A 22,933-nucleotide genomic window follows, 5' to 3' on the forward strand; every position below is an offset into this window, starting at 1 on the left:
TCACCCGTCCACCGCATTCCCACCGGCTGCCCACCACCTATCCACAGGGTTGTCCCTAGCCAGCTTCATCACTGTCATGTGAAGCTGTCATTGTTCCGTTTCTGCGCGGCGTTGTACCACCGCGATGACGCGTTTCGGGCTTGACTGCGCAGCCCGATCCGGCAGGTCTGAAGCGTCCCGATGAGGCGCTGATGGCACGATCCTTGCGGCGCAAGGGATTGCCGAATTTCACTACATTTGGCGTTGACGGCCCCCATTACCCCCACTATCTTGTGGCCGTCGGTCGCAGCAACCCCAATTCCAGGGGGTGGCAGCAGCACCCATCCGCGATCGTCAACGGCAGTGGCAGGCGCAGGGTCTCATCCCCTGCGACGCCGTCCTGCCATCCTGGGCTGTCATGTCCCGGGCTGCGTCACCCGATGCATCGAGCACCCCCAATCACGCCAAGAGGACACACGCCGTGAGCACCGAATCCAGCGCCACCATCGAGAAGGAAAGCGAATTCCTGTTGACGTCGCCGCCGACGGCCAACGCGATGAGTGTGACCAAGCGCAACGGGACCACCGAACTGGTGGATCTGAACAAGATCGTGCGCGCGGTGCAGCGTTCCTCCGAAGGCCTGCACGCCGTCGATCCGATGCGCGTGGCCACCCGCACCATTTCCGGCCTGTACAACGGCGCCACCACCCGCGAGCTGGACGAACTGTCCATCCGCACCGCCGCCCTGCTGATCGGTGAAGAGCCCGAGTACGGCCGCCTGGCGGCGCGCCTGCTGGCCAACTACATCGCCAAGGAAGTCTCGGGCCAGGAAATCTACGCCTTCTCGCAGTCGGTCAGCCGTGGCCATGAAGTCGGCCTGATCAACGACCGCCTGCTGAACTTCGTGCAGACCAACGCACGCAAGCTCAACGACGCCATCGACGGCGCGCTGGACCTGAACTTCGATTACTTCGGCCTGCGTACCCTGTACGACCGCTACCTGCTGCGCCACCCGCACACCCGCAAGGTGATCGAGACCCCGCAGCAGTTCTTCCTGCGCATCGCCAGTGCGCTGAGCGAGGACGTGTCCGAGACCCTGGCGCTGTACAAGCGCATGGGCAACCTGGACTACCTGCCGTCCAGCCCGACCCTGTTCAACTCCGGCACCACCCACGAGCAGCTGTCCTCGTGCTTCCTGCTGGACTCGCCGCAGGACTCGCTGGAGTCGATCTATTCCAAGTACGGCGACATCGCCCAGCTGTCGAAGTTCTCCGGTGGCATCGGCGTCAGCTACACCCGCGTGCGTTCGCGTGGTTCGCTGATCAAGTCGACCAACGGCCACTCCAACGGCATCGTGCCGTGGCTGAAGACCATGGATTCGTCGGTGGCCGCGGTGAACCAGGGCGGCAAGCGCAAGGGCGCGGCCTGCGTCTACCTGGAAACCTGGCATGCCGACGTTGAGGACTTCCTCGAGCTGCGTGACAACACCGGTGACGAAGCCCGCCGTGCGCACAACCTGAACCTGGCCAACTGGGTGCCGGACCTGTTCATGAAGCGCGTCGAGGCCGACCAGGAATGGTCGCTGTTCGATCCGCGCGTGGTGCCGGAGTTCACCGACCTGTTCGGCGAAGCCTTCGAGCAGGCCTACCTGCAGGCCGAAGCGCAGGGCAAGGCCAACCGCACCATCTCCGCGCGCAAGCTGTACGCCCGCATGATGCGTACGCTGGCCGAGACCGGCAACGGCTGGATGACCTTCAAGGACAAGTGCAACCGCGCCAGCAACCAGACCCTGCGTCCGGGCAACGTGATCCACCTGTCCAACCTGTGCACCGAAATCCTGGAAGTCACTTCCAACGATGAGACCGCCGTGTGCAACCTGGGTTCGATCAACCTGGGCAACCACTTCGACGAGCACAACGAGTTCGACTTCGAGAAGCTGGCCGAGACCGTGCGCCTGGCCGTGCGCCAGCTCGACCGCGTCATCGACCTGAACTTCTACCCGATCGAAACCGCCCGCCGCGCCAACCTGCGCTGGCGTCCGGTCGGCCTGGGCTGCATGGGCCTGCAGGACGTGTTCTTCCGCAAGCGCCTGCCGTTCGACAGCGCCGAAGCCCGCGCCCTGTCGAAGAAGATCGCCGAAGCGATCTACTTCCACGCGCTGGAAACCTCCTGCGAGCTGGCCCAGGAACGTGGCAAGCACCCGTCGTTCAACGACACCCGTGCCGCCAGCGGCGAACTGCAGTTCGACGCCTGGAACGTGGTGCCGGAAGACACCGCACGCTGGGATGCCCTGCGCGCCCGCATCAAGGAACACGGCCTGCGCAACTCGCTGATGATCGCGATTGCCCCGACCGCGACCATCGCCTCGATCGCCGGCTGCTACGAGTGCGTCGAGCCGCAGGTGTCCAACCTGTTCAAGCGCGAGACCCTGTCCGGTGACTTCCTGCAGGTCAACCGCTACCTGGTGAACGAGCTGAAGAAGCTGGGCCTGTGGACCGCCGACATGCGCGATGCCATCAAGCTGGCCGAAGGCTCCATCGCCGGCGTGGCACAGATTCCGGAGACGCTGCGCGAGGTCTACCGCACCGCGTGGGAACTGCCGATGCGTTCGCTGATCGACATGGCCGCCGAGCGTGGCGCCTTCATCGACCAGTCGGCCTCGCTCAACCTGTTCATGGAAAGCCCGAACATCGGCGCGATGTCCTCCATGTACATGTACGCCTGGAAGCAGGGCATCAAGACCACCTACTACCTGCGTTCGCGCCCGGCCACCAAGATCGCCAAGACCACGGTGAGCAGCGCGGCCCCGGCCAAGGTGTTCAGCCCGGACGAAGCCATCGCCTGCTCGCTGGAAAACCCGGAAGCCTGCGAAGCCTGCCAATAAAAGCGGCCGTGCCGGCCTTTGGCCGGCACACCCCTTTGTAGAGTCGAGCCATGCTCGACTGCAGAAAACACCAAGGTAGCGCCGGGCCATGCCCGGCGTTTTGACCCGAGAAGACAAGGAAACACCCATGGCCGACAAGCCCAAGCAGATGCTGCTCGATCCCGGTTTTGAACTGACCCTGCGCCCGATGCGCTACCCGCAGTTCTATGACATGTACCGGAACGCGATCAAGAACACCTGGACGGTGGAAGAGATCAACTTCCAGATCGACATCACCGACCTGCACAGCAAGATGTCGCCGGGTGAGCGCCACCTGATCCACCGCCTGGTCGCGTTCTTCGCCACCGGCGATTCGATCGTGTCCAACAACCTGGTGCTGAACCTGTACCAGCACCTCAATGCGCCGGAAGCGCGCATGTACCTGTCGCGCCAGCTGTATGAAGAAGCGCTGCACGTGCAGTTCTACCTGACCCTGCTCGACAACTACCTGCCGGACCCGGAAGAGCGCGTCAAAGCGTTCGCCGCGGTGGAGAACATCGACTCGATCAAGAAGAAGGCCGACTTCTGCTTCAAGTGGATCGACTCGATCCAGGACCTGAAGCGCATCGAGACCCGTGCCGAGCGCCGCCAGTTCCTGCTCAACCAGATCTGCTTCGCTGCGTGCATCGAAGGCCTGTTCTTCTTTGCCGCGTTCGCCTACGTGTACTACTTCCGTTCGCGCGGCCTGCTGCCGGGCCTGGCCTCGGGCACCAACTGGGTGTTCCGCGACGAGAGCGCGCACATGGAATTCGCGTTCGAGTCGGTGCGTGTTGTTCGCGAGGAAGAGCCGGACCTGTTCGACGATGAAATGAAGCAGCAGGTCTATGACATGCTGGCCGAAGCCATCGAGTGCGAAGTGCAGTTCGCCGAGGACGTGCTGTCCGGCGGCGTGGCCGGCATTTCGACCCGCGACATGCGCCAGTACCTGCAGCACTGCGCCGACCAGCACTTCGCCAAGCTGGGCATGGAAAAGAAGTACAACGTGCGCAACCCGCTGCCGTTCATGGAACTGCAGGACGTGCAGGAGCTGACCAACTTCTTCGAACGCCGCGTCTCGGCCTACCAGGTCGGCGTGCAGGGCGAAGTCGCCTTCGACATGAACTTCTGATCGAACCGGTCAGGCCTGTCGTAACGGAAACCCCGGCCAACGCCGGGGTTTTTCGTTTCTGTAGAGTCGAGCTTGCTCGACTGCTCTGCGCGAACGGCAGTCGAGCAAGCTCGACTCTGCAACATCGCCTTCGACACGAACTTCTGATCGCGCAACGTCATGCGTCGAAACACTCACAAGTGGCGGTGCGCCACCTGCATGCGCTGGCCGCACTGGTCACTGATGGCCTGGATGAAAGCCACCATGTCGTCGCCCGTGCCGCCTTCGAACTGGATGAAATGCCAGCCGATACCCAGGCCTGCGTACCAGTCCAGATCCAGGATGCGGTAACGCGCATCGGTGCCGGGTGGGCTCCACTGTACGTTGATGTCCTCGTAGGCTGCGCCGATGAAATCGGCATAGTTTCCAAATGGGGGGAAGTCTTCGCGGTCCTCATGTTCGCCCGGCACACGCGGCGGCACCGTCCCTTCCCCCGCCACCACGAACGGCGGCTCCTCAGCGTGCACCTGGAACAGGCGGATGCTCAGGTCGTCAAGGTCGCCGTCGGGGTAGAGCGCGCGCATGCCCGGGCCGGCCCGGTAACGCGGGCTGTACCACGCGCACTGCGCGTGATTGTCGAACAGCAGCGCGGGGTCCAGCGCAATGCCGTGCGCGCGCAGGTGCTGCACGCACGCCTCCACGCTTCCGTGGCAATCCACCTGCAAACCGGTCGGCAGATTCCCCGAGCGGATGTGGCTGGCCACCACGTCAGCCGCGCACCGCCACGCCGGGTCGTGTAGCCAGCCGCTGGCACCGGTACCTTGGGCAATGGCATAGCTCAACACGTGCAGGGCGTGGAACGGCACCTGGGCTGCTACGGGTGGAAGCAGGAGGCCTGCCTGCAGCATCCACTTTTCCAGCGCCTGCAGGTCTGGCCCCGGCAGGTGTGGTGCTGCAGGAAAGACAAAACAATCGTGTTCGGACATGGACAACCGCAATGGCAGCAGGGACCTGGAAGTGTTCGCGGCGCGCACGGCATGCGTCAACGACGCCGGTCACAGGAAGCGGCGCTGCGCAGTGTGCCCACTCTGAAGGTAGCGCCGGGCCACGCCCGGCGGAATCCAACCGGAGTGGCGGAAACATCGGCCTCACGGCGTGCTCGCCGGGCGTGGCCCGGCGCTACCTGACGGGGCATTGCCGCAATGCGCATCGATGGTGGATTACGACGCAATGCGCCGGCCTGGCGAACCAGCAGCCGGGACAGCAATCCCGTACAAGGACCCACTGGCTGATGAGTCCGCCACCGTTAAAGGTGGCCTGGTCCATAGTGGACGAACCACCATCAGTACCGATCCGACGAACGCGCACGAACTCAACCACCTGCTGCTGCGCCTGGCCGCTGTGCCTGGCCATCAACGGCCGCCGCTGCGCGGTAACCGTGGAACGACTGGTCGCCGGACCGACCGTGCACTGAGGGTAGCGCCGGGCCACGCCCGGCGGAATCCATCCGCCGCGCTGCGTGCTCGCCGGGCGCGGCCCGGCGCAACCAGATGTCTTACCGCCGCCCTTCCACCGCCATACGCACCGCCAGCCCCGCCAGCACCGTGCCCATCAGCCAGCGCTGCACCGCCTGCCAGGTCGGGCGCGCGGCCAGGAAGCCGGCGATGCTGCCGGCCATCACCGCGATCACCGCGTTGACGCTGACGCTGACCGCAATCTGGGTGAAGCCCAGCACCAGCGACTGCACCAGCACGCTGCCGTGGCCTTCCGGGTGCAGGAACTGCGGCAGCAGGGACAGGTACATCACCGCGATCTTCGGGTTCAACAGGTTGGTCAGAAAGCCCATCGCGAACAGCCTGCGTGGACCGTCCGGCGGCAGGTCGCGCACCGCGAATGGCGAGCGGCCGCCCGGCTTGAGCGCCTGCCAGGCCAGGTACAGCAGGTACAGCGCGCCACCGATGCGCAGCGCGTCATAGGCCAGTGGCACGGTCATCAGCAGGGCGGTGATGCCCAGCGCCGCGCACAGCATGTAGAACACGAAGCCCAGCGCCACCCCGCCCAGCGAGATCAGGCCGGCGCGGCGGCCCTGGCAGATCGAGCGCGAAACCAGGTAGATCATGTTCGGCCCGGGCGTGAGCACCATGCCCAGCGAGATGAGGGCGAAGGCCAGCAGATCGGAGGTCGCAGGCATGGGCGGTCCTGGCAGGGGGCGTGGCGCAGTGTAGCGCCGCCTGCACGGGGCCTGGCTTAAAATCGCGGCACCCCACAGCGAAGCACCGCCATGACCCCGATCCCCGAGACCGTGCCGCCCATCGAAGTGCGCATGGCCGAAATCGTCTTCCCCAACCACACCAACCATCTGGGCACCCTGTTCGGTGGCCAGGCGCTGGCGTGGATGGACAAGGCCGCCTTCCTGGCCGCCGCCCGCTACTCGCGCCGCACCGTGGTGACCGCGCGCAGCGACCAGGTCGATTTCAAGCTGCCGATCCGCATCGGCCAGATGGTGGAGACCATCGGCCGCATCGTCGAAGTCGGCCGCAGCTCGATGAAGGTCGAGGTCGAACTGGTGGCCGAAGACCTGCACAGCGGCGAGCGCAAGCTGTGCACGCGCGGCCACTTCGTGATGATCGCGCTGGACGAGGAAGGCCACCCGATCGCGGTGCCGCCGCTGCCGGTGGCCTGAGCCTGCCGGCTGAACCGGCGCTTGCGGGGGCGCGTGCGCGCCCCCATCTGGCAGCCATGACCCCGCCGCTGACCGACTTCATCGACCGCGCCCAGCGCCTGTTCGTGCTGACCGGCGCCGGTTGCAGCACCGCCTCGGGCATTCCCGATTACCGCGATAGCGACGGCCAGTGGAAGCGCACGCCGCCGGTGACCTACCAGGCCTTCATGGGCGAGGCGGCCACCCGCCAGCGCTACTGGGCACGCAGCCTGCTGGGCTGGCCGCGCTTCGGCCTGGCCCGGCCCAATGGCACCCACCAGGCACTGGCCGCGCTGGAAAGCCGCGGCAAGCTGCAGGTGCTGCTGACCCAGAACGTGGATGGCCTGCACCAGCGCGCCGGCAGCCAGAACGTGATCGACCTGCACGGACGGCTGGATCTGGTGCGCTGCATGGGCTGCGAGCGCCGCAGCGCCCGCGAGGAGTTCCAGCAGCGCCTGCGCGAGGCCAACCCCGGCTGGGATGCGCTGGAGGCCGGCATCGCACCCGATGGCGACGCCGACCTGGAAACGGATTTCTCCGCGTTCGTGGTGCCGGAGTGCCCGCACTGTGGCGGCCTTCTGAAGCCGGACGTGGTGTTCTTCGGCGAAAACGTGCCGCGCGAGCGCGTGGCCGCCGTGCACGAGCACCTGCAGCAGGCCGATGCGGTGCTGGTGGTCGGCTCGTCGCTGATGGTCTATTCCGGCTTCCGCTTCGTGCAGGCTGCGGCCAGGGCGGGGTTGCCGGTGGCGGCGCTGAACCGTGGCCGCACCCGCGCCGACGACCTGCTGCAGTTCAAGGACGAGCGCGACTGCGCCGAGGCGCTGGCGGCGTGGGCTTCGCCCTGAGCCGAGCCCACGCTCGGTTGCGCGCCCACCGCGAAACAGCGATCCATCCAGACGGTTGATTCGCAGGCCGTGCGGCGGTGCAATACGTCCCCCCCATCCGCCTGTCCCCCCGCACCCCCGTGACCCAGCTGTTTTCGCCGATCTCGTTCGGCCCCCTGACCCTGTCCAACCGCATCGTGATCGCGCCGATGTGCCAGTACTCCGCCGAAGATGGCCGCGCCAGCGACTGGCACGCCATGCACCTGGGCAACCTGGCGCAGTCCGGCGCCGGCCTGCTGATCCTGGAAGCCACCGCGGTCGAGCCGCGCGGTCGCATCAGCTGGGCCGACCTGGGCCTGTGGGATGACGGCACCGAGGCGGCGCTGGCGCAGGTGCTGACCAGCGTCCGCCGCTGGTCGCCGATGCCGCTGGGCATCCAGCTGGGCCATGCCGGCCGCAAGGCCTCGGTGAGGCGACCGTGGGACGGCGGTGGTCAGCTGCCGGCCGACGATGCACGTGGCTGGGCCACGGTGGCGCCGTCGCCGCTGCCGTTCCACGCCGCCGATCCGGCACCGCAGGAACTGGACGAGGCCGGCATCGCCGAGGTCATCGCCGCCTTTGCTGCCAGCGCGGTGCGCGCCGAGCGCCTCGGTTTCGAGCTGATCGAACTGCACGCCGCACACGGCTACCTGCTGCACCAGTTCCTGTCGCCGCTGAGCAACCGCCGCACCGATGGCTACGGCGGCTCGCTGCCGAACCGCCTGCGGCTGCTGGTGGAAGTATTCGACGCGGTGCGTGCGGCGGTATCGGACAAGGTCGCCGTGGGCGTGCGCATTTCCGCCAGCGACTGGGTCGACGGCGGCTGGGACCTGGTGCAGAGCGAGGCGCTGGCGCAGGTGATGGACGCGCGTGGCTGCAACTTCCTGCACGTCTCCAGCGGCGGCCTCGACGAACGCCAGAAGATCACCGTCGGCCCGGGTTACCAGGTGCCGTTCGCAGCCGCTATCAAGGCCAAGGTGCGCATGCCGGTCATCGCGGTAGGCATGATCACCGAGCCCGAGCAGGCCGAATCGATCCTGCGCCATCGCCACGCCGATGCGGTGGCACTGGCGCGCGGCATCCTGTACGACCCGCGTTGGCCGTGGCATGCCGCCGCCGCGCTGCGCGACAGCGTGGAACCGGCACCGCAGTACCTGCGCTGCGAGCCGCGTGATGCGCGCGGCGTATTCAAGGCACGCTGAGGTTCACACCCGCCAGGCCGGCGCCATGCCGGCCTGCAGGTGCTCGAACAGCGCGCGGATCTTGGCGGTGAAGTCGCGGCGGTCGCTGACGCAGAAATAGACCTCCATCGGTTCCGGCCGCCACGCGGTGTCGGCGCCGAACACTGCCTGCAGGCGGCCGTCGCGCAGGTATGGCTCAGCCACGAACGCCGCCAGCCGGGTGATGCCTGCACCCGCGGCAGCCAGCTCGGCCAGCGCATCGATGTCATCGCAGACCATGCTCGGCGGCAACGCCGCGTCCACGCGCTGGCCGTCTTTCAGCAGGCACCAGCGCAGCGGCCGGCCGTCGGTGGGGAAGCGGTGCAGCAGGCCGCGATGACTGCCCAGTTCCGAGGGTTGCTGCGGCGTGCCGTGCGCTTTCAGGTAGGCCGGCGCGGCGCAGAACACGAACGGAATGCGTGCCAGCTGACGCGCGACCACGCCATCTTCCAGCTGCGCACCGATGCGGATGCTGGCATCCACCGCTTCCGGCCCATGCTGCACGGCGCGATCACTCAGGCGCAGCTCCAGCTGCAGCTGCGGGTAGCGTTGCTGCAGCGAGGGCAGCAACGGCGCAAGCACGTGGCGGCCGAAGGCGCTGCTGCTGGCGATGCGCAGTGGCCCGGCCGGTTCGATGTCACCGGCAGTGACCATCGACTGCGCGCGCGCCAGGTCGGCTTCGATATGGCGTACCTGCGCCAGGTACAGCGCACCGGCCTCGCTGAGTGCCAGCTGGCGCGTGCTCCGGTTCAGCAGCCGTACGCCCAGGTGCGCCTCCAGCCGGTTGATGTTCTGGCCGACGGCGGTGGCGCTGATGCCAAGCGTGCGGGCCGCAGCGGCAATGCTGCCGGTCTCTGCGGTGCGGGTGAAGCTGCGGATCAGTTGCAACAGGTTCATGACCGACCAGCTTGCCATGCGGAAGCCCAAGTATCGCTTGGGACTGAACCAAGCCGTTCGGTTGCAACGGTGACCATCGATCCGTCGGGCCGGGCGCTGCCCTACACTCGGGCGATGCGCCCCGATTCCATCCTCACCCTGTCCTGCCCCGACCGTACCGGCATCGTCTACCGCGTGTCCGGCCTGTTGTTCGACCACGGCTGCAACATCCTCGATGCCCAGCAGTTCGGCGATGAGGAAAGCGGCCGCTTCTTCCTGCGCGTGCACTTCGACCGCGACGCCAGCCTGCCGCTGGACACGGTGCATGCCGCGATGGCCGCGCTGGCTGCCGATTACGGCATGGACTGGCAGCTGCATGATGGCCGTCGCCGCGCGCGCCTGCTGGTGCTGGTCAGCAAACAGGGGCACTGCCTGAACGACCTGCTGTTCCGCGCCCACAGCGGGCAGTTGAAAGTGGATATCGCCGCGGTGGCGTCCAACCACGCCGACTTCGCGCCGCTGGCCGCGTCCTACCAGGTGCCGTTCCACCACCTGCCGGTGAACGCGGACACGCGTGCAGTGCAGGAACAGCAGATCATCGATCTGGTCGAGCGCGAACGCATCGACCTGGTGGTACTGGCGCGCTACATGCAGATTCTCTCGCCCACGCTGTGCCGCGCCCTGGCTGGCCGCGCGATCAATATCCACCACAGCTTCCTGCCCAGCTTCAAGGGCGCGCAGCCGTATCACCAGGCACACGCGCGCGGGGTCAAGATCATCGGCGCCACCGCGCACTACGTCACCGAGGATCTGGACGAAGGCCCGATCATCGAACAGGACGTCGCGCGCGTGGACCATGCCATGGCACCGCGTGAGCTGGTGCGGCTGGGCAGTGACACCGAATCGCTGGTGTTGGCGCGTGCCGTGCGCCGGCATGTCGAGCACCGCATCCTGCTCAACGGGCACCGCACGGTCGTGTTCCGGTAACCAACCATCCCGCGTCCACCGGGCATGGCCCGGCACTACCGTTGTCGGTCAGGCGACCGCGATCCCGGCCTTGCCCAGCGCCTCGCGCACCATCGCGTCGTTGGCATCGGTCACCGGCCGGGTCAGGTCCCACAGGAACTTCACCTTGAAACCGGACTTCACGGCATCCTGCGCGCTCCACAGCACGCAGTAGTCGCGGGCCAGGCCGCACACATGCACTTCGCGGATGCGGCGCTCGTGCAGCCAGCCGGCCAGGCCGGTTGGCGGTCGTTCGCCGTCAGGGCCGTGGTTCTCGCGGAAGGCGCTGTACGAATCCACCTGTTGCCGCGTGCCCTTGCGCAGGATCAGGTCGGCCACCGTCCAGTCCACGCCCGGGTGCAGGGCGGCGCCGGCGCTGCCCTGCACGCAGTGGTCAGGCCACAGGGTCTGAGGCTGTGCATGCAGCAGGATGGTCTCGAACGGACGCTTGCCGGGGTGCTGGCTGGCGAACGAGGCGTGGTCGGCCGGATGCCAGTCCTGGGTGGCCACCACCGTACGGTAGTGGCGCTGCGCCAGCAGCGCGGCAATCGGTGCCACCAGCGCATCGCCCTGGTCGCAGGCCAGCGCGCCACCCGGCATGAAGTCCGGCTGCAGGTCGATCACCAGCAGGGCGACATCGGCGGGCAGGGCGGTCATGGCAGGTCCGGCACAACGGAAGGGGCGACCAGCGTGGCCGCCCCATGCCCACACGTCAATCGCCCTGCGGCGTCTCAGCGTCCTGCCCGTAGTACAGCAGGCCGATCTTGATCCGCTCGCGGCCGTTCTCGCGGCGGTGGCGGTTGGCATCGCGCAGCGAGTACACGCAGCCGCAGTATTCCTGCTGGTAGAACTGCTCGCGCTTGCTGATCTCGATCATGCGGCTGGCACCGCCGCCCTTGCGCCAGTTGTAATCCCAGTACTGCAGGCCTTCATAGCGCGAGGCGGCGCGGATGCCGCAGTCGTTGATCTGCGCCATGTTCTTCCAGCGCGAGATGCCCAGCGACGAACTGATGGTGTCGTAGCCATGTTCATGCGCGTACAGCGCGGTGCGCTCGAAACGCATGTCGAAGCACATCGTGCAGCGGATGCCGCGCTCGGGCTCGTTCTCCATGCCGCGCGCGCGGCTGAACCAGTTGTCGGTGTCGTAGTCGCAGTCGATGAAGGGGATGTCGTGCTGCTCGGCGAAGCGGATGTTCTCCTGCTTGCGCAGCTCGTATTCCTTCACCGGATGGATGTTGGGGTTGTAGAAGAAGATCGCGTAGTCGATCCCGGAGGCGGTGATCGCCTCCATCACTTCGCCGGAGCAGGGCGCGCAGCACGAGTGCAGCAGCAGGCGCTTGCCGTCGGCCGGCAGGGTCAGGGTGGGGCGTTGGAGCTCGGTCATCGTGAGGTACCGCATGGACCGCCGGCAACGGCGGTGGCCCATGCATCAGCGCGTGGGAAGCGGATCTGGGCAGCTACCGGGGAAAGGACGCGCGCGGCCGCGCCGCCTGCACGCGCAGGACAACGACGGCCCCGGCACCCTCCCCGCGGAGAGTCCAGGTCGAGTCAGGGGACGGTCGTGTCCCCCGGCCGGGGCCGGTATTCGGGCTGATGGACACGGGCCGCAACCCACCTACTACCCGCCGCTTCCCAGGCGCGAGCCCAGTGCTGTTGGCAGGATTCGTTTCCATTCACCGCTGCGGGGCAGCTCCGGAATGGGCGCGCCAGGCGCCTTCACCGGATTCCCGTTTAAACCCCTGCCGCCATACAGGCCACGGCAGGGGTACCTTCGGCGTGTGCACGGTGGACCCGTTGGCCGCGATGGTCAAGGGCCCAGGGCCGTGCAGTGCTGTGGCCCACTTCTCAGGCTGTGAGAGCGCCTCTTGCCATACTGGACACCGGCAGACGGGAGGTGGTTCGTGGCGGACAAGTACTGCGATCTGGTCATGAAGGGCGGCATCACCAGCGGCATCGTGTACCCCAATGCGGTACTGGCGCTGGCCCGCGAGTATCGGTTCAAGAGCATTGGCGGCACTTCGGCCGGCGCCATCGCCGCTGCGGTGGCGGCCGCGGCGGCGTGTGGCGACCGCCGCCAGCAGGCGGGCGAACACCTGCCCGGCGACGCCGGTTATGGCGGGCTGTCGGCGGTGTCGGCCCAGCTGTCGCGGCGCGGCTTCATCTACAGCCTGTTCCAGCCGGCGCGGGGGGCACGCGCGGCCTACCGGCTGCTGGTGGTGCTGACCGGCAGCGCCCGCCTGCCGCACAAGCTGCTGTGCCTGGCGGTGGCCGTATTCGAGATCGCGCCGCTGGAGGTGCTGGTGTCGCTGGCGCTGCTGCTCGGCCTGGGCTGGTGGGGCGGCGGCTGGAGCGGGGTGGCGGCCACCCTGCTGCCGTCGCTGCTGTGTGCCTACGGGGCCGGCGTGGCCGGTGCCGCGCTGCGGGTGGCGCGGGTGGCGCGGCGCAACCTGCTGGGCTTGTGCAGTGGGCTCGGCCGCGATGCGCGCAAGCCCGCCCTCACCGAATGGCTGCACGCGTGCCTGCAGCAGCTGGCCGGCAAGCCGCTGGATGCTCCGTTGACCTTCGCCGACCTGCACGACGCGCCGCGCTACCCCGGCGAGCCGGCCAGCCCGCATGCGATCAGCCTGCAGATGATCACCACCTGCGTGTCGCACAACGAGCCACGCACGCTGCCGCTGGGCGGCGCGCAGTTCTGGTTCCTGCGCGAGGAGTTCGAGCAGCTGTTCCCGGCCAGCGTGGTGCAGTGGCTGGTACAGCAGGCCGGCCCGCCGCTGGAGGTGGAGGGGCGCCAGTACTACCACCTGCCGCAGGGCCCGCAGCTGCCGGTGCTGGTGGCCACGCGGATGAGCCTGAGTTTCCCGCTGCTGATCAGCGCGGTACCGCTGCATGAGCCCTCGCGCCGCGAACGCCGCTGCGAACCGACCGCACCGGCGGCCGATGCGGAGCACAACGTGGCCGACAGCATGGAAGGGCTCACCAGCGCCGGGCAGACCTGCGGTCCGGTCATCACCGCTTTCCGCATCTGCTGGTTCTCCGATGGCGGCATCAGCAGCAACTTCCCGATCCACCTGTTCGATGCGGCGTTGCCACGCTGGCCGACCTTCGCCATCAACCTGGTCTATCCGCAGCATGCCGAGGATGTGAGCCATGGCAGCAGCGGCCGCCAGGCGCTGGAGCATGCGGTGTTCCTGCCCACCGAGAACCGCCACGGCTGGCAGCGCACCTACCAGTCGATCGCCACGCCGCTGGCGGCGGCCGAACTGGGCCGCTTCCTGTTCGCGGTGGTGGCAACCATGCAGAACTGGCGCGACCTGCTGCAGGCGCGCGCACCGGGCTACCGCGATCGCATCGTGCACGTCAGCCTGCAGGGCGACGAGGGTGGCATGAACCTGGACATGCCGCAGGAGGTGCTCACCCGCATCGCCGACAAGGGCAGCCTGGCCGGTGCACGCTTCTGTTCGTTCTCGTTCGACAACCACTACTGGATCCGCTGGCGCAACCTGGCCTCGGCCTACCAGCGCTACACGCTGGAAGTGGCGCGCACCGATGACCCGGCGCAGCAGGTGCTGGCCTACCGCGCGGCCTATTCGATGGTCGCCAGTGGCCAGCCGGCACCGCCGTCGTACAAGCTGGGCTCGGAAGACAAGCGGCAGGCTTCGCAGCAGCTGTGGGGCTTGATGGTGGAACAGGGCCGCAGCTGGGACGACCTCGGCCCCGACCTTACCGACGGCGCACCGCGCCCGCTGCCACAGATGAAGGTGACGCCGATCTATTGATCTTCGCCGCAGCCGATTGAACGGTTCTGGTGGGTGCCGACCTTGGTCGGCACGATCTGCCCCCTGCGGTGCCTCAACGCCACGCCTCCACCACCGCATCACCCTGCAACGGCGCATACAACGGCAGCGCCAGTTCCTGTTTCACCCATCCCGGATTGAGCGTACGCAGGCCAGCCAGGTATTCGCGGGCGAGCGCTGCATCGCCTTGGCGCATGGCCAGGCGCGCGGCGCGCGCCCAGGTGCGGTCCCAGCCGTGCGCCAGTGACAACGCGGTGGCCAGCGCCGCACGTGCAGCGGCCACATCGCCCTTTTCCCAGCGTTGCTCGGCACGGATGATGGCGTCGTTGGACAGTCGCATGTCGTACAGCTCGCGGAGCCTTGCCACGGCGCGCGGATCGGCATCCACGCGCAGATCGGTGTCCTGCCAGTCACCGCCGGGCGTGCGTACCAGCAGCGCCGCCGACCACTGCCCGCTGCGCTGACCGCCCGCGGCCTGACCGGCTTCCAGCGCCGCCAGCAGGCGCGCTGCCAACGCACCGCGTGATTCTTCGAAGCTGCGTTGCATGGCCGCCAGCACCTCGGGCCCGGCCAAGCCATTGCCCTGAACACTCAGCATGCCCTCACCCTGCGCGCCAGCCCACGCTGCCTGCTGCGCGGTGGCGCCCGTGTACTGGGCATTGCCACCACGCGCGCTGACCAGTCCCACCTGGCGCTCGGCAAGCGTGGTGCCATCGAAATCGCCGTCTTCATTCAGCAGCTGCTTGAGCACCTGCGCAGGCGTGCGGCCCTTGCCGAGCAGCGTCAGGCCCTTTGAGCCGTAGGTTGGATTGGTCTCGAACTGGCTGGCAACGGCCCCCACCCTGGCCTGCGCCCACGGCACGCCCACGCCACCGACTGCCAGATTGTGCGTAGCCACCGCCACGCCGCAGTCACCGGCCTCGTTGCAGGCCACGATGGAAAAGGTCGCCCATGCCGGCGCAGCAAAGGCAGCGAGCAGCAGAGCCACACAGGAACGCAACAGGGGCATGGTCATCTCCAGGGATGGGCATCCCGATTGGGATGCAGCCTACGCACGAATGGTTTAGTAGATCCACGCCATGCGTGGATCTACCGTGTCGACCAAGGTCGACACCCACCAGGAGCAGGTCATGCCATCCAGACAGATCGCAGAGAACTGTCGAAGGCGGGGTGGGTCCGGTGGCGGGGGTGTCCGCGGCATGGATGCCGCGGCCAAGCCCCCAAGGACGGGTTTACGGCGTCCCCCGCCACCGGACCCACCCCGCCATCCCACGGAATGCAAGCTTTTGCCGTTGCAGTTGCTTCGGCCTCGGCCTCGGCAGGTGCAGGGCGCAGCCCTGCCGAATAACCCTACCTTCCCGGCAACTGCGCGAACGCGCGCTGCATGCAGTCCTCGCGCGGGCACACCCGGCACCCCGGGCCGATCGACACCGAGTTGCCCGGGCTCTGCACATCCAGCCCCAGCGAATACACCAGCCGCTCCGCATGCTGCAGGTCGCAGCCCAGCGCCACCGCGAACGTCTTGCGCGGTTGGCCATGGCCCACCGGCCCGCTGCTGACCTGCCGTGCCAGCCAGAAATGTCGGCGGCCATCGGGCATGCGTGCGGTCTGGGTGAGGATGCGCCCTGGCTGGTTGAACGCCTCGTAGACGATCCACAGCGGGCACGAGCCGCCCACCTGCGAGAAATGGAAATCGGTAGCCGAATGCCGCTTGGACACATTGCCCGCACGGTCCACCCGGATGAAGAAGAACGGCAAGCCGGGCGCACTGCGCCGCGCCAGCGTGCTCAAGCGATGGCACACCGCCTCGAAGCCTACGCCGAACTGGTGCGCCAGCAGTTCGATGTCGTAGCTGCTGGCCTCGGCCGCACGCAGGAAGCGCATGTACGGCATCACCAGCGCACCGGCGAAGTAATTCGACAAACCAATCCGCGCCTGCGCGATGCGCGCTTCGTCGTGGAAGCCCGCGCGCGCGATCACCGCATCGATCTGCGGCAGGTAACCGTGCAGTGCCAGCTCGGCGGCCATCTGGAACGCCTGCTGCCCCGGCTCCAGGTAATCCGGCAGCCACAACCGGCGCGCCCCGGCATCGAACTGGCGCTTCTCGCGCCCGGCCTGCAACGCGGCCACTTCCACCAGCACGCCGTGGCGATCGGCCAGCAGCTGGCGCAGGCGCGGCGCCACGTGCCCGGGTGACAGCCCCCACTCGGCGAACAGCCGCTCGGCCAGTTCGTCCAGCTCGGGGATGTGGTTGTGCATGCGGTTGAAGAACTCGCGCACCTGGTCGCCGGCGGGCAGGGTGCTGCCGGCCTCGGGCTCGCCCAGCTGGAACTCCAGCGCGGCGGCATGCTCGCGCAGGGCCAGGTGGCGGCGGTGCAGGTCCAGCAGCGCGCGGCTGACCTGCGGCAGGTTGCCGGCCAGGGCCCGCAGCTCGGTCGCGCTCACCTCGGCCAGGCCCAGGTCGCGCAGGGTTTCGCCCAGCGCTTCCTGCAGCGCGGCGGGCTCATCGTCGTCGAACAGCGCGGAAACGTCGCCCAGTACCTCGCCCAGCTTTTTCTGTACGGCCGGGGTCAGCGGGCGCTTGTTGCGCTCGATCTGGTTCAGGTAGCTGGCCGACAGCCCCAGCGCCCGTGCCAGGTCTACCTGGCTGTAGCCGCGCTGTTCACGCAGGCGCAGCAGGCGCAGGCCGAGTTGTCGCTGAGGGGCTGAATAATTCACAGAATTAACATGAATCTTCTGGCGTGTTGGCCAGATTAAGCGGATTCAGCCCGGAAATCGAGGTGGGTGCTGTGAATAATGCCAAGCATCTTTCGCACCCCGTGGGATTGTCGTCATGACTGTTGCAGCGCCCCGTATCCGCATGCTGATCGATGGCCAGTTCGTTGAATCGGCCACCTCCCACTGGCAGGACGTGATCAATCCGGCCACCCAGGACGTGCTGGCCCAGGTGCCGTTCGCCACCACCGGTGAAGTGGACGCGGCCGTGGCCGCCGCCAAGGAAGCCTTCAAGACCTGGCGCAAGACCCCGATCGGCACCCGCGCGCGCATCTTCCTGAAGTACCAGCAGCTGATCCGCGAGAACATGAGCGAGCTGGCCCACATCCTCACCGCCGAACAGGGCAAGACCCTGCCCGACGCCGAAGGCGATGTGTTCCGTGGCCTGGAAGTGGTCGAGCATGCCGCTGCCATCGGCAACCTGCAGCTGGGCGAACTGGCCAACAACGTGGCCAATGGCGTGGACACCTACACGATCATGCAGCCGCTGGGCGTGTGCGCCGGCATCACCCCGTTCAACTTCCCGGCGATGATCCCGCTGTGGATGTTCCCGATGGCGATTGCAACGGGCAACACCTTCATCCTCAAGCCGTCCGAGCAGGACCCGATGGTGACCATGCGCCTGGTCGAGCTTGCGCTGGAAGCGGGCATTCCGAAGGGCGTGCTGAACGTCGTCCACGGCGGCGAGGAAGTGGTCAACGCGATCTGCGACCACCCGGACATCAAGGCCGTGTCGTTCGTCGGTTCCACCCGCGTCGGCACCCACGTCTACAACCGCGCCTCGCTGGCCGGCAAGCGCGTGCAGTGCATGATGGGCGCCAAGAACCACGCCGTGGTGCTGCCGGACGCCAACAAGGAACAGACCCTCAATGCGATGGTCGGCGCCGCCTTCGGTGCCGCCGGCCAGCGTTGCATGGCCGCCTCCACCCTGGTGCTGGTCGGTGAGGCCCGCGGCTGGGTGCAGGATCTGGTCACCAAGGCCCAGACCCTGAAGGTCAGCGGCGGCACCGTGTCCGGCACCGATGTCGGCCCGGTCATTTCCTGCAGCGCCCGCGAGCGCGTGGAAGGCCTGATCGCCTCGGGCGTGGAGCAGGGCGCCAAGCTGGTGCTCGACGGCCGCAACCCGCAGGTGGATGGCTTCGAGAAGGGCAACTTCGTCGGCCCGACCATCTTTGCCGGTGTCACCACCGACATGCGCATCTACCAGGAAGAGATCTTCGGGCCGGTGCTGGTCATCCTCGAAGCGGAAACGCTGGACGAGGCCATCGCCATGGTCAACAGCAACCCGAACGGCAACGGCACCGCCCTGTTCACCCAGTCCGGCGCCGCCGCGCGCAGGTTCCAGGAAGACATCGACGTCGGCCAGGTCGGCATCAACGTGCCGATCCCGGTGCCGGTGCCGCTGTTCTCGTTCACTGGTTCGCGCGCCTCCAAGCTGGGCGATCTGGGCCCCTACGGCAAGCAGGTGGTGCTGTTCTACACCCAGACCAAGACGGTCACCGCGCGCTGGTTCGATGACGAAACGCTGAGCCACGGCGTCAACACCACGATCAGCCTGAAGTAACCGCAGGAGCAGCCATGAGCCACTCGATGACGACGGAACTGGAAGAAGCGCAGCAGGCGTACCGCGAGGCGGCGCGCGACTTCGCACAGGCCGAACTGGCGCCGCACGCCGCGCGATGGGATGCGGAGGGCATCTTTCCGCGCGAGGCGATCGCCAAGGCCGGTGAACTGGGCTTCTGCGGCCTGTACATGGACCCGGAAGTGGGCGGCAGCGGCCTGAGCCGACTGGACGCCGCCGTCGTCATCGAGGAGCTCGCCAACGTCGATCCGTCGACCGCAGCGTACATCAGCATCCACAACATGGCCTCGTGGATGGTGTCCAAGTGGGGCCAGCCGGCACTGCGCGATGCATGGGGCCAGGATCTGGCCGCCGGCCTCAAGCTGGCCTCCTACTGCCTGACCGAACCGGGTGCCGGTTCCGACGCGGCCTCGCTGAAGACCACCGCTGTGCGCGATGGCGACCACTTCGTGCTGAACGGCTCCAAGGCCTTCATCTCCGGCGCCGGTGCCACCGAGCTGCTGGTGGTGATGGCGCGTACTGGCGGTGCCGGTGCCGGTGGTGTCAGCGCGATCGCGGTGCCGGCCGACCTGCCGGGCGTCAGCTTCGGCCGCAAGGAAGAGAAGATGGGCTGGAACAGCCAGCCCACCCGTGGCATCACCTTTGAAAACGTCCGCGTGCCGGTCAGCCACCTTCTGGGAGAGGAAGGTGGCGGCTTCAAGCTGGCGATGAAGGGGCTGGACGGTGGCCGCATCAACATCGCCGCCTGCTCGCTGGGTGCGGCGCAGGGCGCGCTGGATGCCGCACGCCGCTACATGGGCGAGCGCCGCCAGTTCGGCAAGGCGCTGGCCGAGTTCCAGGCGCTGCAGTTCAAGCTGGCCGACATGGCCATCGAACTGGTCGCCGCACGGCAGATGGTGCACACCGCCGCGCGCAAGCTCGATGCCGGTGCCGGCGATGCCAACGTGTGGTGCGCGATGGCCAAGCGTTTCGCCACCGATGCCGGTTTCAACGTCTGCAACGAAGCGCTGCAGATCCACGGTGGCTACGGCTACATCCGCGAATACCCGATCGAGCGCCTGCTGCGTGACTGCCGCGTGCACCAGATCCTGGAAGGCACCAACGAGATCATGCGGGTGATCGTTGCCCGCCACCTGCTCAACACCGAAGAGGAACTGCGATGAAGGATTGGCGTACCCAGGAGCATGTGGGCCTGAAGGTCGAGGTGGATGGCCACACCGCCGTGGTCACCCTGCACAACCCGCCCGCGCATACCTGGACCGTACACAGCCTGTCGGCGCTGCGCGACCTGGTGGGCGCGCTCAACGCGGACCGCGAGATCTACGCGCTGGTGATCACCGGCGACGGCGAGAAGTTCTTCTCCGCCGGCGCCGATCTCAACCAGTTTGCCTCGGGCGACAAGGCCGCCGCACGCGAAGCCGCACGCCGTTTCGGTGAAGCCTTCGAAGCGCTGTCCGGGTTCCGTGGCGTGTCGATCGCCGCCATCAACGGCTATGCCATGGGCGGCGGCCTGGAATGCGCGCTGGCCTGCGACCTGCGCATCATCGAAGAGCACGCCCAGGTCGCGCTGCCGGAGGCCACCGTCGGCCTGCTGCCGTGCGCCGGCGGCACCCAGAACCTGCCGCGCCTGGTCGGTGAGGGTTGGGCCAAGCGCATGATCCTGCTGGGCGAGCGCATCAACGCCGACACCGCACTGCGCATTGGCCTGGCCGAAGAAAAGGTCGGCAAGGGCGAGGCCAAGGCGCTGGCACTGGAGTGGGCGAACAAGGCCGGCAAGCAGAGCCCGACCAGCATCGCCGCCTGCAAGACCCTGGTGCAGTCCACCCGCAGCGGCACCCATGCCTCGGCACTGGTGGCCGAGCGCGAAGCCTTCGTCGACCTGTTCGACACCGCCGACCAGGTCGAGGGCGTGACCGCGTTCCTGGAAAAGCGCGCCGCGCAGTGGAAGAACGCATGAGCACCGACACCGTTGCCGATGAAGCACCGGTGCTGTTCGAAGAGCGCGTGGCCGGCAACGGCACGCGCATCGGCATCGCCACGCTCAATGCGCCGCGTACGCTCAACGGTTTCTCGCTGCCGATGGCGCACCTGCTGCTGAAGCAGCTCAATGCCTGGGCCGACGACGACGGCATCGCCGTGGTGGTGGTGCAGGGCGCTGGCGAGAAGGCGTTCTGTGCCGGCGGTGACCTGCACAGCCTGTACAAGAGCATGGTCGCCTTCCGCGACGCTGGCCGCCGCGACATCCGCGAGAACGACTACGCCGCCGAGTTCTTCGACGTCGAGTACCGCGTCGACTACCTCATCCACACCTACGCCAAGCCGATCCTGTGCTGGGGCCATGGCATCGTGATGGGCGGCGGCATCGGCCTGATGTCCGGCGCCAGCCACCGCGTGGTCAGCGAGCGCTCCAAGCTGGCGTTCCCGGAAATCACCGTGGGCCTGTTCCCCGATGTGGGTGGCAGCTGGCTGCTGCCGCGCGTACCGGGCAAGGGTGGCCTGTTCCTGGCCCTGACCGGCGCGCTGCTGAATCCGGGCGATGCCATCTACGCCGGCCTGGCCGACGTGCACGTGGCCGAAGAACGCCGCAGCGCGGTGTTCGATGCGCTGCTGCAGGTGGCCTGGTCGGGCGATGCCGCGCACAACCACGAGCGCCTGAGCCAGCTGCTGCAATCGCATGCCAGCGACGCCGTTACCGGCCCGCTGCTGGCCCACGCGGCGCAGGTCGACGCGCTGTGCGAAGGCGATGACCTGTCCGCCATCATTGACCGGATCAGCAGCCTGCAGACCGACGATGCGTGGTTGCAGGCGGCACAGAAGACCCTCGCCGCCGGTGCACCCGGTTCGGCGCGGTTGGCGTTCGAACTGCAGCGCCGCAGCGCCGGCCAGGACCTGGCCAGCGTCTACCGGCTGGAATACATCACCGCGCTGCATTGCGCCGCCCACGGCGATTTTGCCGAAGGCATCCGCGCCCTGCTGATCGACAAGGACCGCAACCCGCAGTGGAAACCGGCCGCGCTGGCCGAAGCCACCACCACGTGGGCCGACACTTTCTTTGCTTCCCCCTGGGCCGATGCCGCGCATCCGCTGGCCGACCTGGGTACTCCCCTTGCTGAAAGGAGCCTTGCATGAGCCGCATTGCATTCATCGGGTTGGGCAACATGGGTGGCCCGATGGCCGCCAATCTGGTCAAGAACGGCCACAGCGTGCGCGTGTTTGATCTGGTTCCGGCCGCGGTGCAGGCCGCTGTCGATGCCGGTGCCAGCGCCGCGTCCACCGCGCGTGACACCCTGGCCGATGCCGAGGTGGTGATCTCGATGCTGCCGGCCAGCCGTCACGTCGAAGGCGTGTACCTGGGCGACGACGGCATCCTCGCCGCCATCCCGGCCGGTGCGCTGGTCATCGACTGCAGCACCATTGCCCCGGCCAGTGCCCGCAAGGTGTCTGAAGCCGCTGCCGCGCGTGGCCTGCAGATGATCGACGCGCCGGTGTCCGGCGGTACCGCCGGTGCCCAGGCCGGCACCCTGACCTTCATCGTCGGCGGCGAAGAGGACGCGCTGGAACGCGCGCGCCCGGTGCTGCAGGCGATGGGCAAGAACATCTTCCACGTTGGCGCCAGCGGTGCCGGCCAGGTCGCCAAGCTGTGCAACAACATGGCGCTGGGCGTGATCATGGCGGTCACCGGCGAAGCCATCGCCCTCGGCGTGGCGCATGGGCTGGACCCGAAGGTGCTGTCGCAGATGATGGCGGTCAGCACCGGCCGCAGCTGGGCCACCGAAGTGTGCAACCCGTGGCCGGGCGTGCTGGAGAATGCGCCGGCCTCGCGTGGCTACAGCGGCGGCTTCGGCAGCGACCTGATGCTGAAGGACATGGGCCTGGCGGTGGAAGCGGCGATGAGTGTCGGCGCCTCGATCCCGCTGGGCGAAGTGGCCCGCAACCTGTACTCGATGAATCACCAGGCCGGCCGCGGCAAGCTGGATTTCTCCAGCGTCGTGCAGCTCATTACGAGCGAGAAGTGACCTGGTAGTGCCGGCCGCTGGCCGGCAACCTCATGCCCCCTAGGGGACAACGAAGGTGGGATGGGCGGATGCCCGGTTTCGACCGGCATCCGCCCATTTTTTTTCCTTGGCG

At 67.5% G+C, this 22,933-nt stretch carries 19 protein-coding genes and 1 riboswitch; of the genes, 12 read left to right on the forward strand and 7 right to left on the reverse strand.

What is annotated here, in order from left to right; translation table 11 throughout:
* Positions 1-460 precede the first annotated feature (460 nt).
* Together VN11_RS01140 and VN11_RS01145 are read left to right on the forward strand one after the other, a co-directional pair.
* Positions 461-2,863 (forward strand): ribonucleoside-diphosphate reductase subunit alpha, encoded by a 2,403-nt coding sequence (locus VN11_RS01140; protein WP_053448507.1) that lies wholly within the window; start codon positions 461-463, stop codon positions 2,861-2,863.
* Between the two features lie 127 nt (positions 2,864-2,990).
* Positions 2,991-4,010 carry a ribonucleotide-diphosphate reductase subunit beta gene (locus tag VN11_RS01145; RefSeq protein WP_008264781.1) on the forward strand — a complete coding sequence of 340 codons (1,020 nt, stop codon included), beginning with the start codon at positions 2,991-2,993 and terminating at the stop codon, positions 4,008-4,010.
* A gap of 173 nt (positions 4,011-4,183) precedes the next feature.
* Here VN11_RS01145 and VN11_RS01150 read toward each other — a convergent pair whose 3' ends face one another.
* Both VN11_RS01150 and VN11_RS01155 read right to left on the reverse strand, forming a co-directional pair.
* The gene (locus VN11_RS01150; protein WP_148564914.1) at positions 4,184-5,023 is read right to left on the reverse strand and encodes a hypothetical protein; all 840 of its coding nucleotides are present in this window, start codon (positions 5,021-5,023) and stop codon (positions 4,184-4,186) included.
* Between the two features lie 521 nt (positions 5,024-5,544).
* Positions 5,545-6,180 (reverse strand): LysE family translocator, encoded by a 636-nt coding sequence (locus VN11_RS01155; protein WP_053448509.1) that lies wholly within the window; start codon positions 6,178-6,180, stop codon positions 5,545-5,547.
* Positions 6,181-6,270: 90 nt separating this feature from the next.
* Between VN11_RS01155 and VN11_RS01160 the strand changes: the two genes are divergently transcribed.
* From VN11_RS01160 to VN11_RS01170, 3 genes are all read left to right on the forward strand, one after another.
* Positions 6,271-6,672: an acyl-CoA thioesterase gene (locus tag VN11_RS01160; RefSeq protein ID WP_053448510.1), complete on the forward strand. Its 402-nt coding sequence runs from the start codon at positions 6,271-6,273 to the stop codon at positions 6,670-6,672.
* A gap of 56 nt (positions 6,673-6,728) precedes the next feature.
* Complete coding sequence (locus VN11_RS01165) at positions 6,729-7,535, forward strand: NAD-dependent protein deacetylase (protein WP_053448511.1); 807 nt, start codon at positions 6,729-6,731, stop codon at positions 7,533-7,535.
* 119 nt (positions 7,536-7,654) lie between these two features.
* A complete protein-coding gene (locus VN11_RS01170) occupies positions 7,655-8,755 on the forward strand; it encodes an NADH:flavin oxidoreductase/NADH oxidase (RefSeq protein WP_080374856.1) in 1,101 nt (366 codons plus the stop codon).
* A 3-nt stretch (positions 8,756-8,758) separates the two neighbouring features.
* On the opposite strand, the gene VN11_RS01175 is transcribed toward VN11_RS01170, so the two are convergent.
* A complete protein-coding gene (locus VN11_RS01175) occupies positions 8,759-9,670 on the reverse strand; it encodes a LysR family transcriptional regulator (protein ID WP_053448512.1) in 912 nt (303 codons plus the stop codon).
* A 114-nt stretch (positions 9,671-9,784) separates the two neighbouring features.
* Here VN11_RS01175 and purU point away from each other — a divergent pair, with 114 nt between their 5' ends.
* A complete protein-coding gene (purU, locus tag VN11_RS01180) occupies positions 9,785-10,636 on the forward strand; it encodes a formyltetrahydrofolate deformylase (RefSeq protein WP_008265630.1) in 852 nt (283 codons plus the stop codon).
* Between the two features lie 48 nt (positions 10,637-10,684).
* On the opposite strand, the gene pncA is transcribed toward purU, so the two are convergent.
* Entirely contained in the window at positions 10,685-11,311 is a 627-nt protein-coding gene (gene pncA, locus VN11_RS01185; RefSeq protein WP_053448513.1) for a bifunctional nicotinamidase/pyrazinamidase, read from the reverse strand.
* 55 nt (positions 11,312-11,366) lie between these two features.
* Complete coding sequence (locus VN11_RS01190) at positions 11,367-12,053, reverse strand: epoxyqueuosine reductase QueH (RefSeq protein ID WP_080357239.1); 687 nt, start codon at positions 12,051-12,053, stop codon at positions 11,367-11,369.
* A gap of 160 nt (positions 12,054-12,213) precedes the next feature.
* A riboswitch (cobalamin riboswitch) is annotated at positions 12,214-12,428 on the reverse strand.
* A gap of 127 nt (positions 12,429-12,555) precedes the next feature.
* Here VN11_RS01190 and VN11_RS01195 point away from each other — a divergent pair.
* Positions 12,556-14,430: a patatin-like phospholipase family protein gene (locus VN11_RS01195; protein WP_080374857.1), complete on the forward strand. Its 1,875-nt coding sequence runs from the start codon at positions 12,556-12,558 to the stop codon at positions 14,428-14,430.
* A gap of 73 nt (positions 14,431-14,503) precedes the next feature.
* Here the strand turns inward: VN11_RS01195 and VN11_RS01200 are convergent, their stop codons facing one another.
* Together VN11_RS01200 and VN11_RS01205 are read right to left on the reverse strand one after the other, a co-directional pair.
* Entirely contained in the window at positions 14,504-15,457 is a 954-nt protein-coding gene (locus VN11_RS01200) for a DUF1028 domain-containing protein (RefSeq protein ID WP_053448514.1), read from the reverse strand.
* Positions 15,458-15,798: 341 nt separating this feature from the next.
* Positions 15,799-17,166 (reverse strand): helix-turn-helix domain-containing protein, encoded by a 1,368-nt coding sequence (locus VN11_RS01205; protein WP_053448515.1) that lies wholly within the window; start codon positions 17,164-17,166, stop codon positions 15,799-15,801.
* A gap of 115 nt (positions 17,167-17,281) precedes the next feature.
* Between VN11_RS01205 and VN11_RS01210 the strand changes: the two genes are divergently transcribed.
* From VN11_RS01210 to mmsB, 5 genes are read left to right on the forward strand one after another with little or no spacing between them, the layout of a single operon-like run.
* A complete protein-coding gene (locus tag VN11_RS01210) occupies positions 17,282-18,787 on the forward strand; it encodes a CoA-acylating methylmalonate-semialdehyde dehydrogenase (protein WP_053448516.1) in 1,506 nt (501 codons plus the stop codon).
* Positions 18,788-18,801: 14 nt separating this feature from the next.
* On the forward strand, positions 18,802-19,968 hold the full coding sequence (locus VN11_RS01215) for an acyl-CoA dehydrogenase family protein (RefSeq protein ID WP_008267675.1): 1,167 nt from the start codon (positions 18,802-18,804) through the stop codon (positions 19,966-19,968).
* Positions 19,965-20,762: an enoyl-CoA hydratase gene (locus VN11_RS01220; RefSeq protein ID WP_008266557.1), complete on the forward strand. Its 798-nt coding sequence runs from the start codon at positions 19,965-19,967 to the stop codon at positions 20,760-20,762. The genes VN11_RS01215 and VN11_RS01220 overlap by 4 nt, the downstream gene beginning before the upstream one ends.
* Positions 20,759-21,934, forward strand: a complete 1,176-nt coding sequence (locus VN11_RS01225) for an enoyl-CoA hydratase/isomerase family protein (protein WP_053448517.1) — start codon at positions 20,759-20,761, stop codon at positions 21,932-21,934. The genes VN11_RS01220 and VN11_RS01225 overlap by 4 nt, the downstream gene beginning before the upstream one ends.
* Entirely contained in the window at positions 21,931-22,821 is an 891-nt protein-coding gene (gene mmsB / locus VN11_RS01230; protein ID WP_004153728.1) for a 3-hydroxyisobutyrate dehydrogenase, read from the forward strand. Before VN11_RS01225 ends, mmsB begins: the two co-directional genes overlap by 4 nt.
* Positions 22,822-22,933: the final 112 nt, after the last annotated feature.

This window comes from Stenotrophomonas maltophilia (genome assembly GCF_001274595.1).
GTDB lineage: Bacteria > Pseudomonadota > Gammaproteobacteria > Xanthomonadales > Xanthomonadaceae > Stenotrophomonas > Stenotrophomonas forensis.

Excerpts from the sequence above, each read along its gene's own strand:
- VN11_RS01145 (WP_008264781.1), top strand. The coding sequence starts at position 2,991 with ATGGCCGACAAGCCCAAGCAGATGCTGCTCGATCCCGGTTTTGAACTG.
- VN11_RS01155 (WP_053448509.1), bottom strand. The coding sequence starts at position 6,180 with ATGCCTGCGACCTCCGATCTGCTGGCCTTCGCCCTCATCTCGCTGGGC.
- VN11_RS01160 (WP_053448510.1), top strand. The coding sequence starts at position 6,271 with ATGACCCCGATCCCCGAGACCGTGCCGCCCATCGAAGTGCGCATGGCC.
- VN11_RS01165 (WP_053448511.1), top strand. The coding sequence starts at position 6,729 with ATGACCCCGCCGCTGACCGACTTCATCGACCGCGCCCAGCGCCTGTTC.
- VN11_RS01175 (WP_053448512.1), bottom strand. The coding sequence starts at position 9,670 with ATGAACCTGTTGCAACTGATCCGCAGCTTCACCCGCACCGCAGAGACC.
- purU (WP_008265630.1), top strand. The coding sequence starts at position 9,785 with ATGCGCCCCGATTCCATCCTCACCCTGTCCTGCCCCGACCGTACCGGC.
- pncA (WP_053448513.1), bottom strand. The coding sequence starts at position 11,311 with ATGACCGCCCTGCCCGCCGATGTCGCCCTGCTGGTGATCGACCTGCAG.
- VN11_RS01190 (WP_080357239.1), bottom strand. The coding sequence starts at position 12,053 with ATGCGGTACCTCACGATGACCGAGCTCCAACGCCCCACCCTGACCCTG.
- VN11_RS01200 (WP_053448514.1), bottom strand. The coding sequence starts at position 15,457 with ATGCCCCTGTTGCGTTCCTGTGTGGCTCTGCTGCTCGCTGCCTTTGCT.
- VN11_RS01210 (WP_053448516.1), top strand. The coding sequence starts at position 17,282 with ATGACTGTTGCAGCGCCCCGTATCCGCATGCTGATCGATGGCCAGTTC.
- VN11_RS01215 (WP_008267675.1), top strand. The coding sequence starts at position 18,802 with ATGAGCCACTCGATGACGACGGAACTGGAAGAAGCGCAGCAGGCGTAC.
- VN11_RS01220 (WP_008266557.1), top strand. The coding sequence starts at position 19,965 with ATGAAGGATTGGCGTACCCAGGAGCATGTGGGCCTGAAGGTCGAGGTG.
- VN11_RS01225 (WP_053448517.1), top strand. The coding sequence starts at position 20,759 with ATGAGCACCGACACCGTTGCCGATGAAGCACCGGTGCTGTTCGAAGAG.
- mmsB (WP_004153728.1), top strand. The coding sequence starts at position 21,931 with ATGAGCCGCATTGCATTCATCGGGTTGGGCAACATGGGTGGCCCGATG.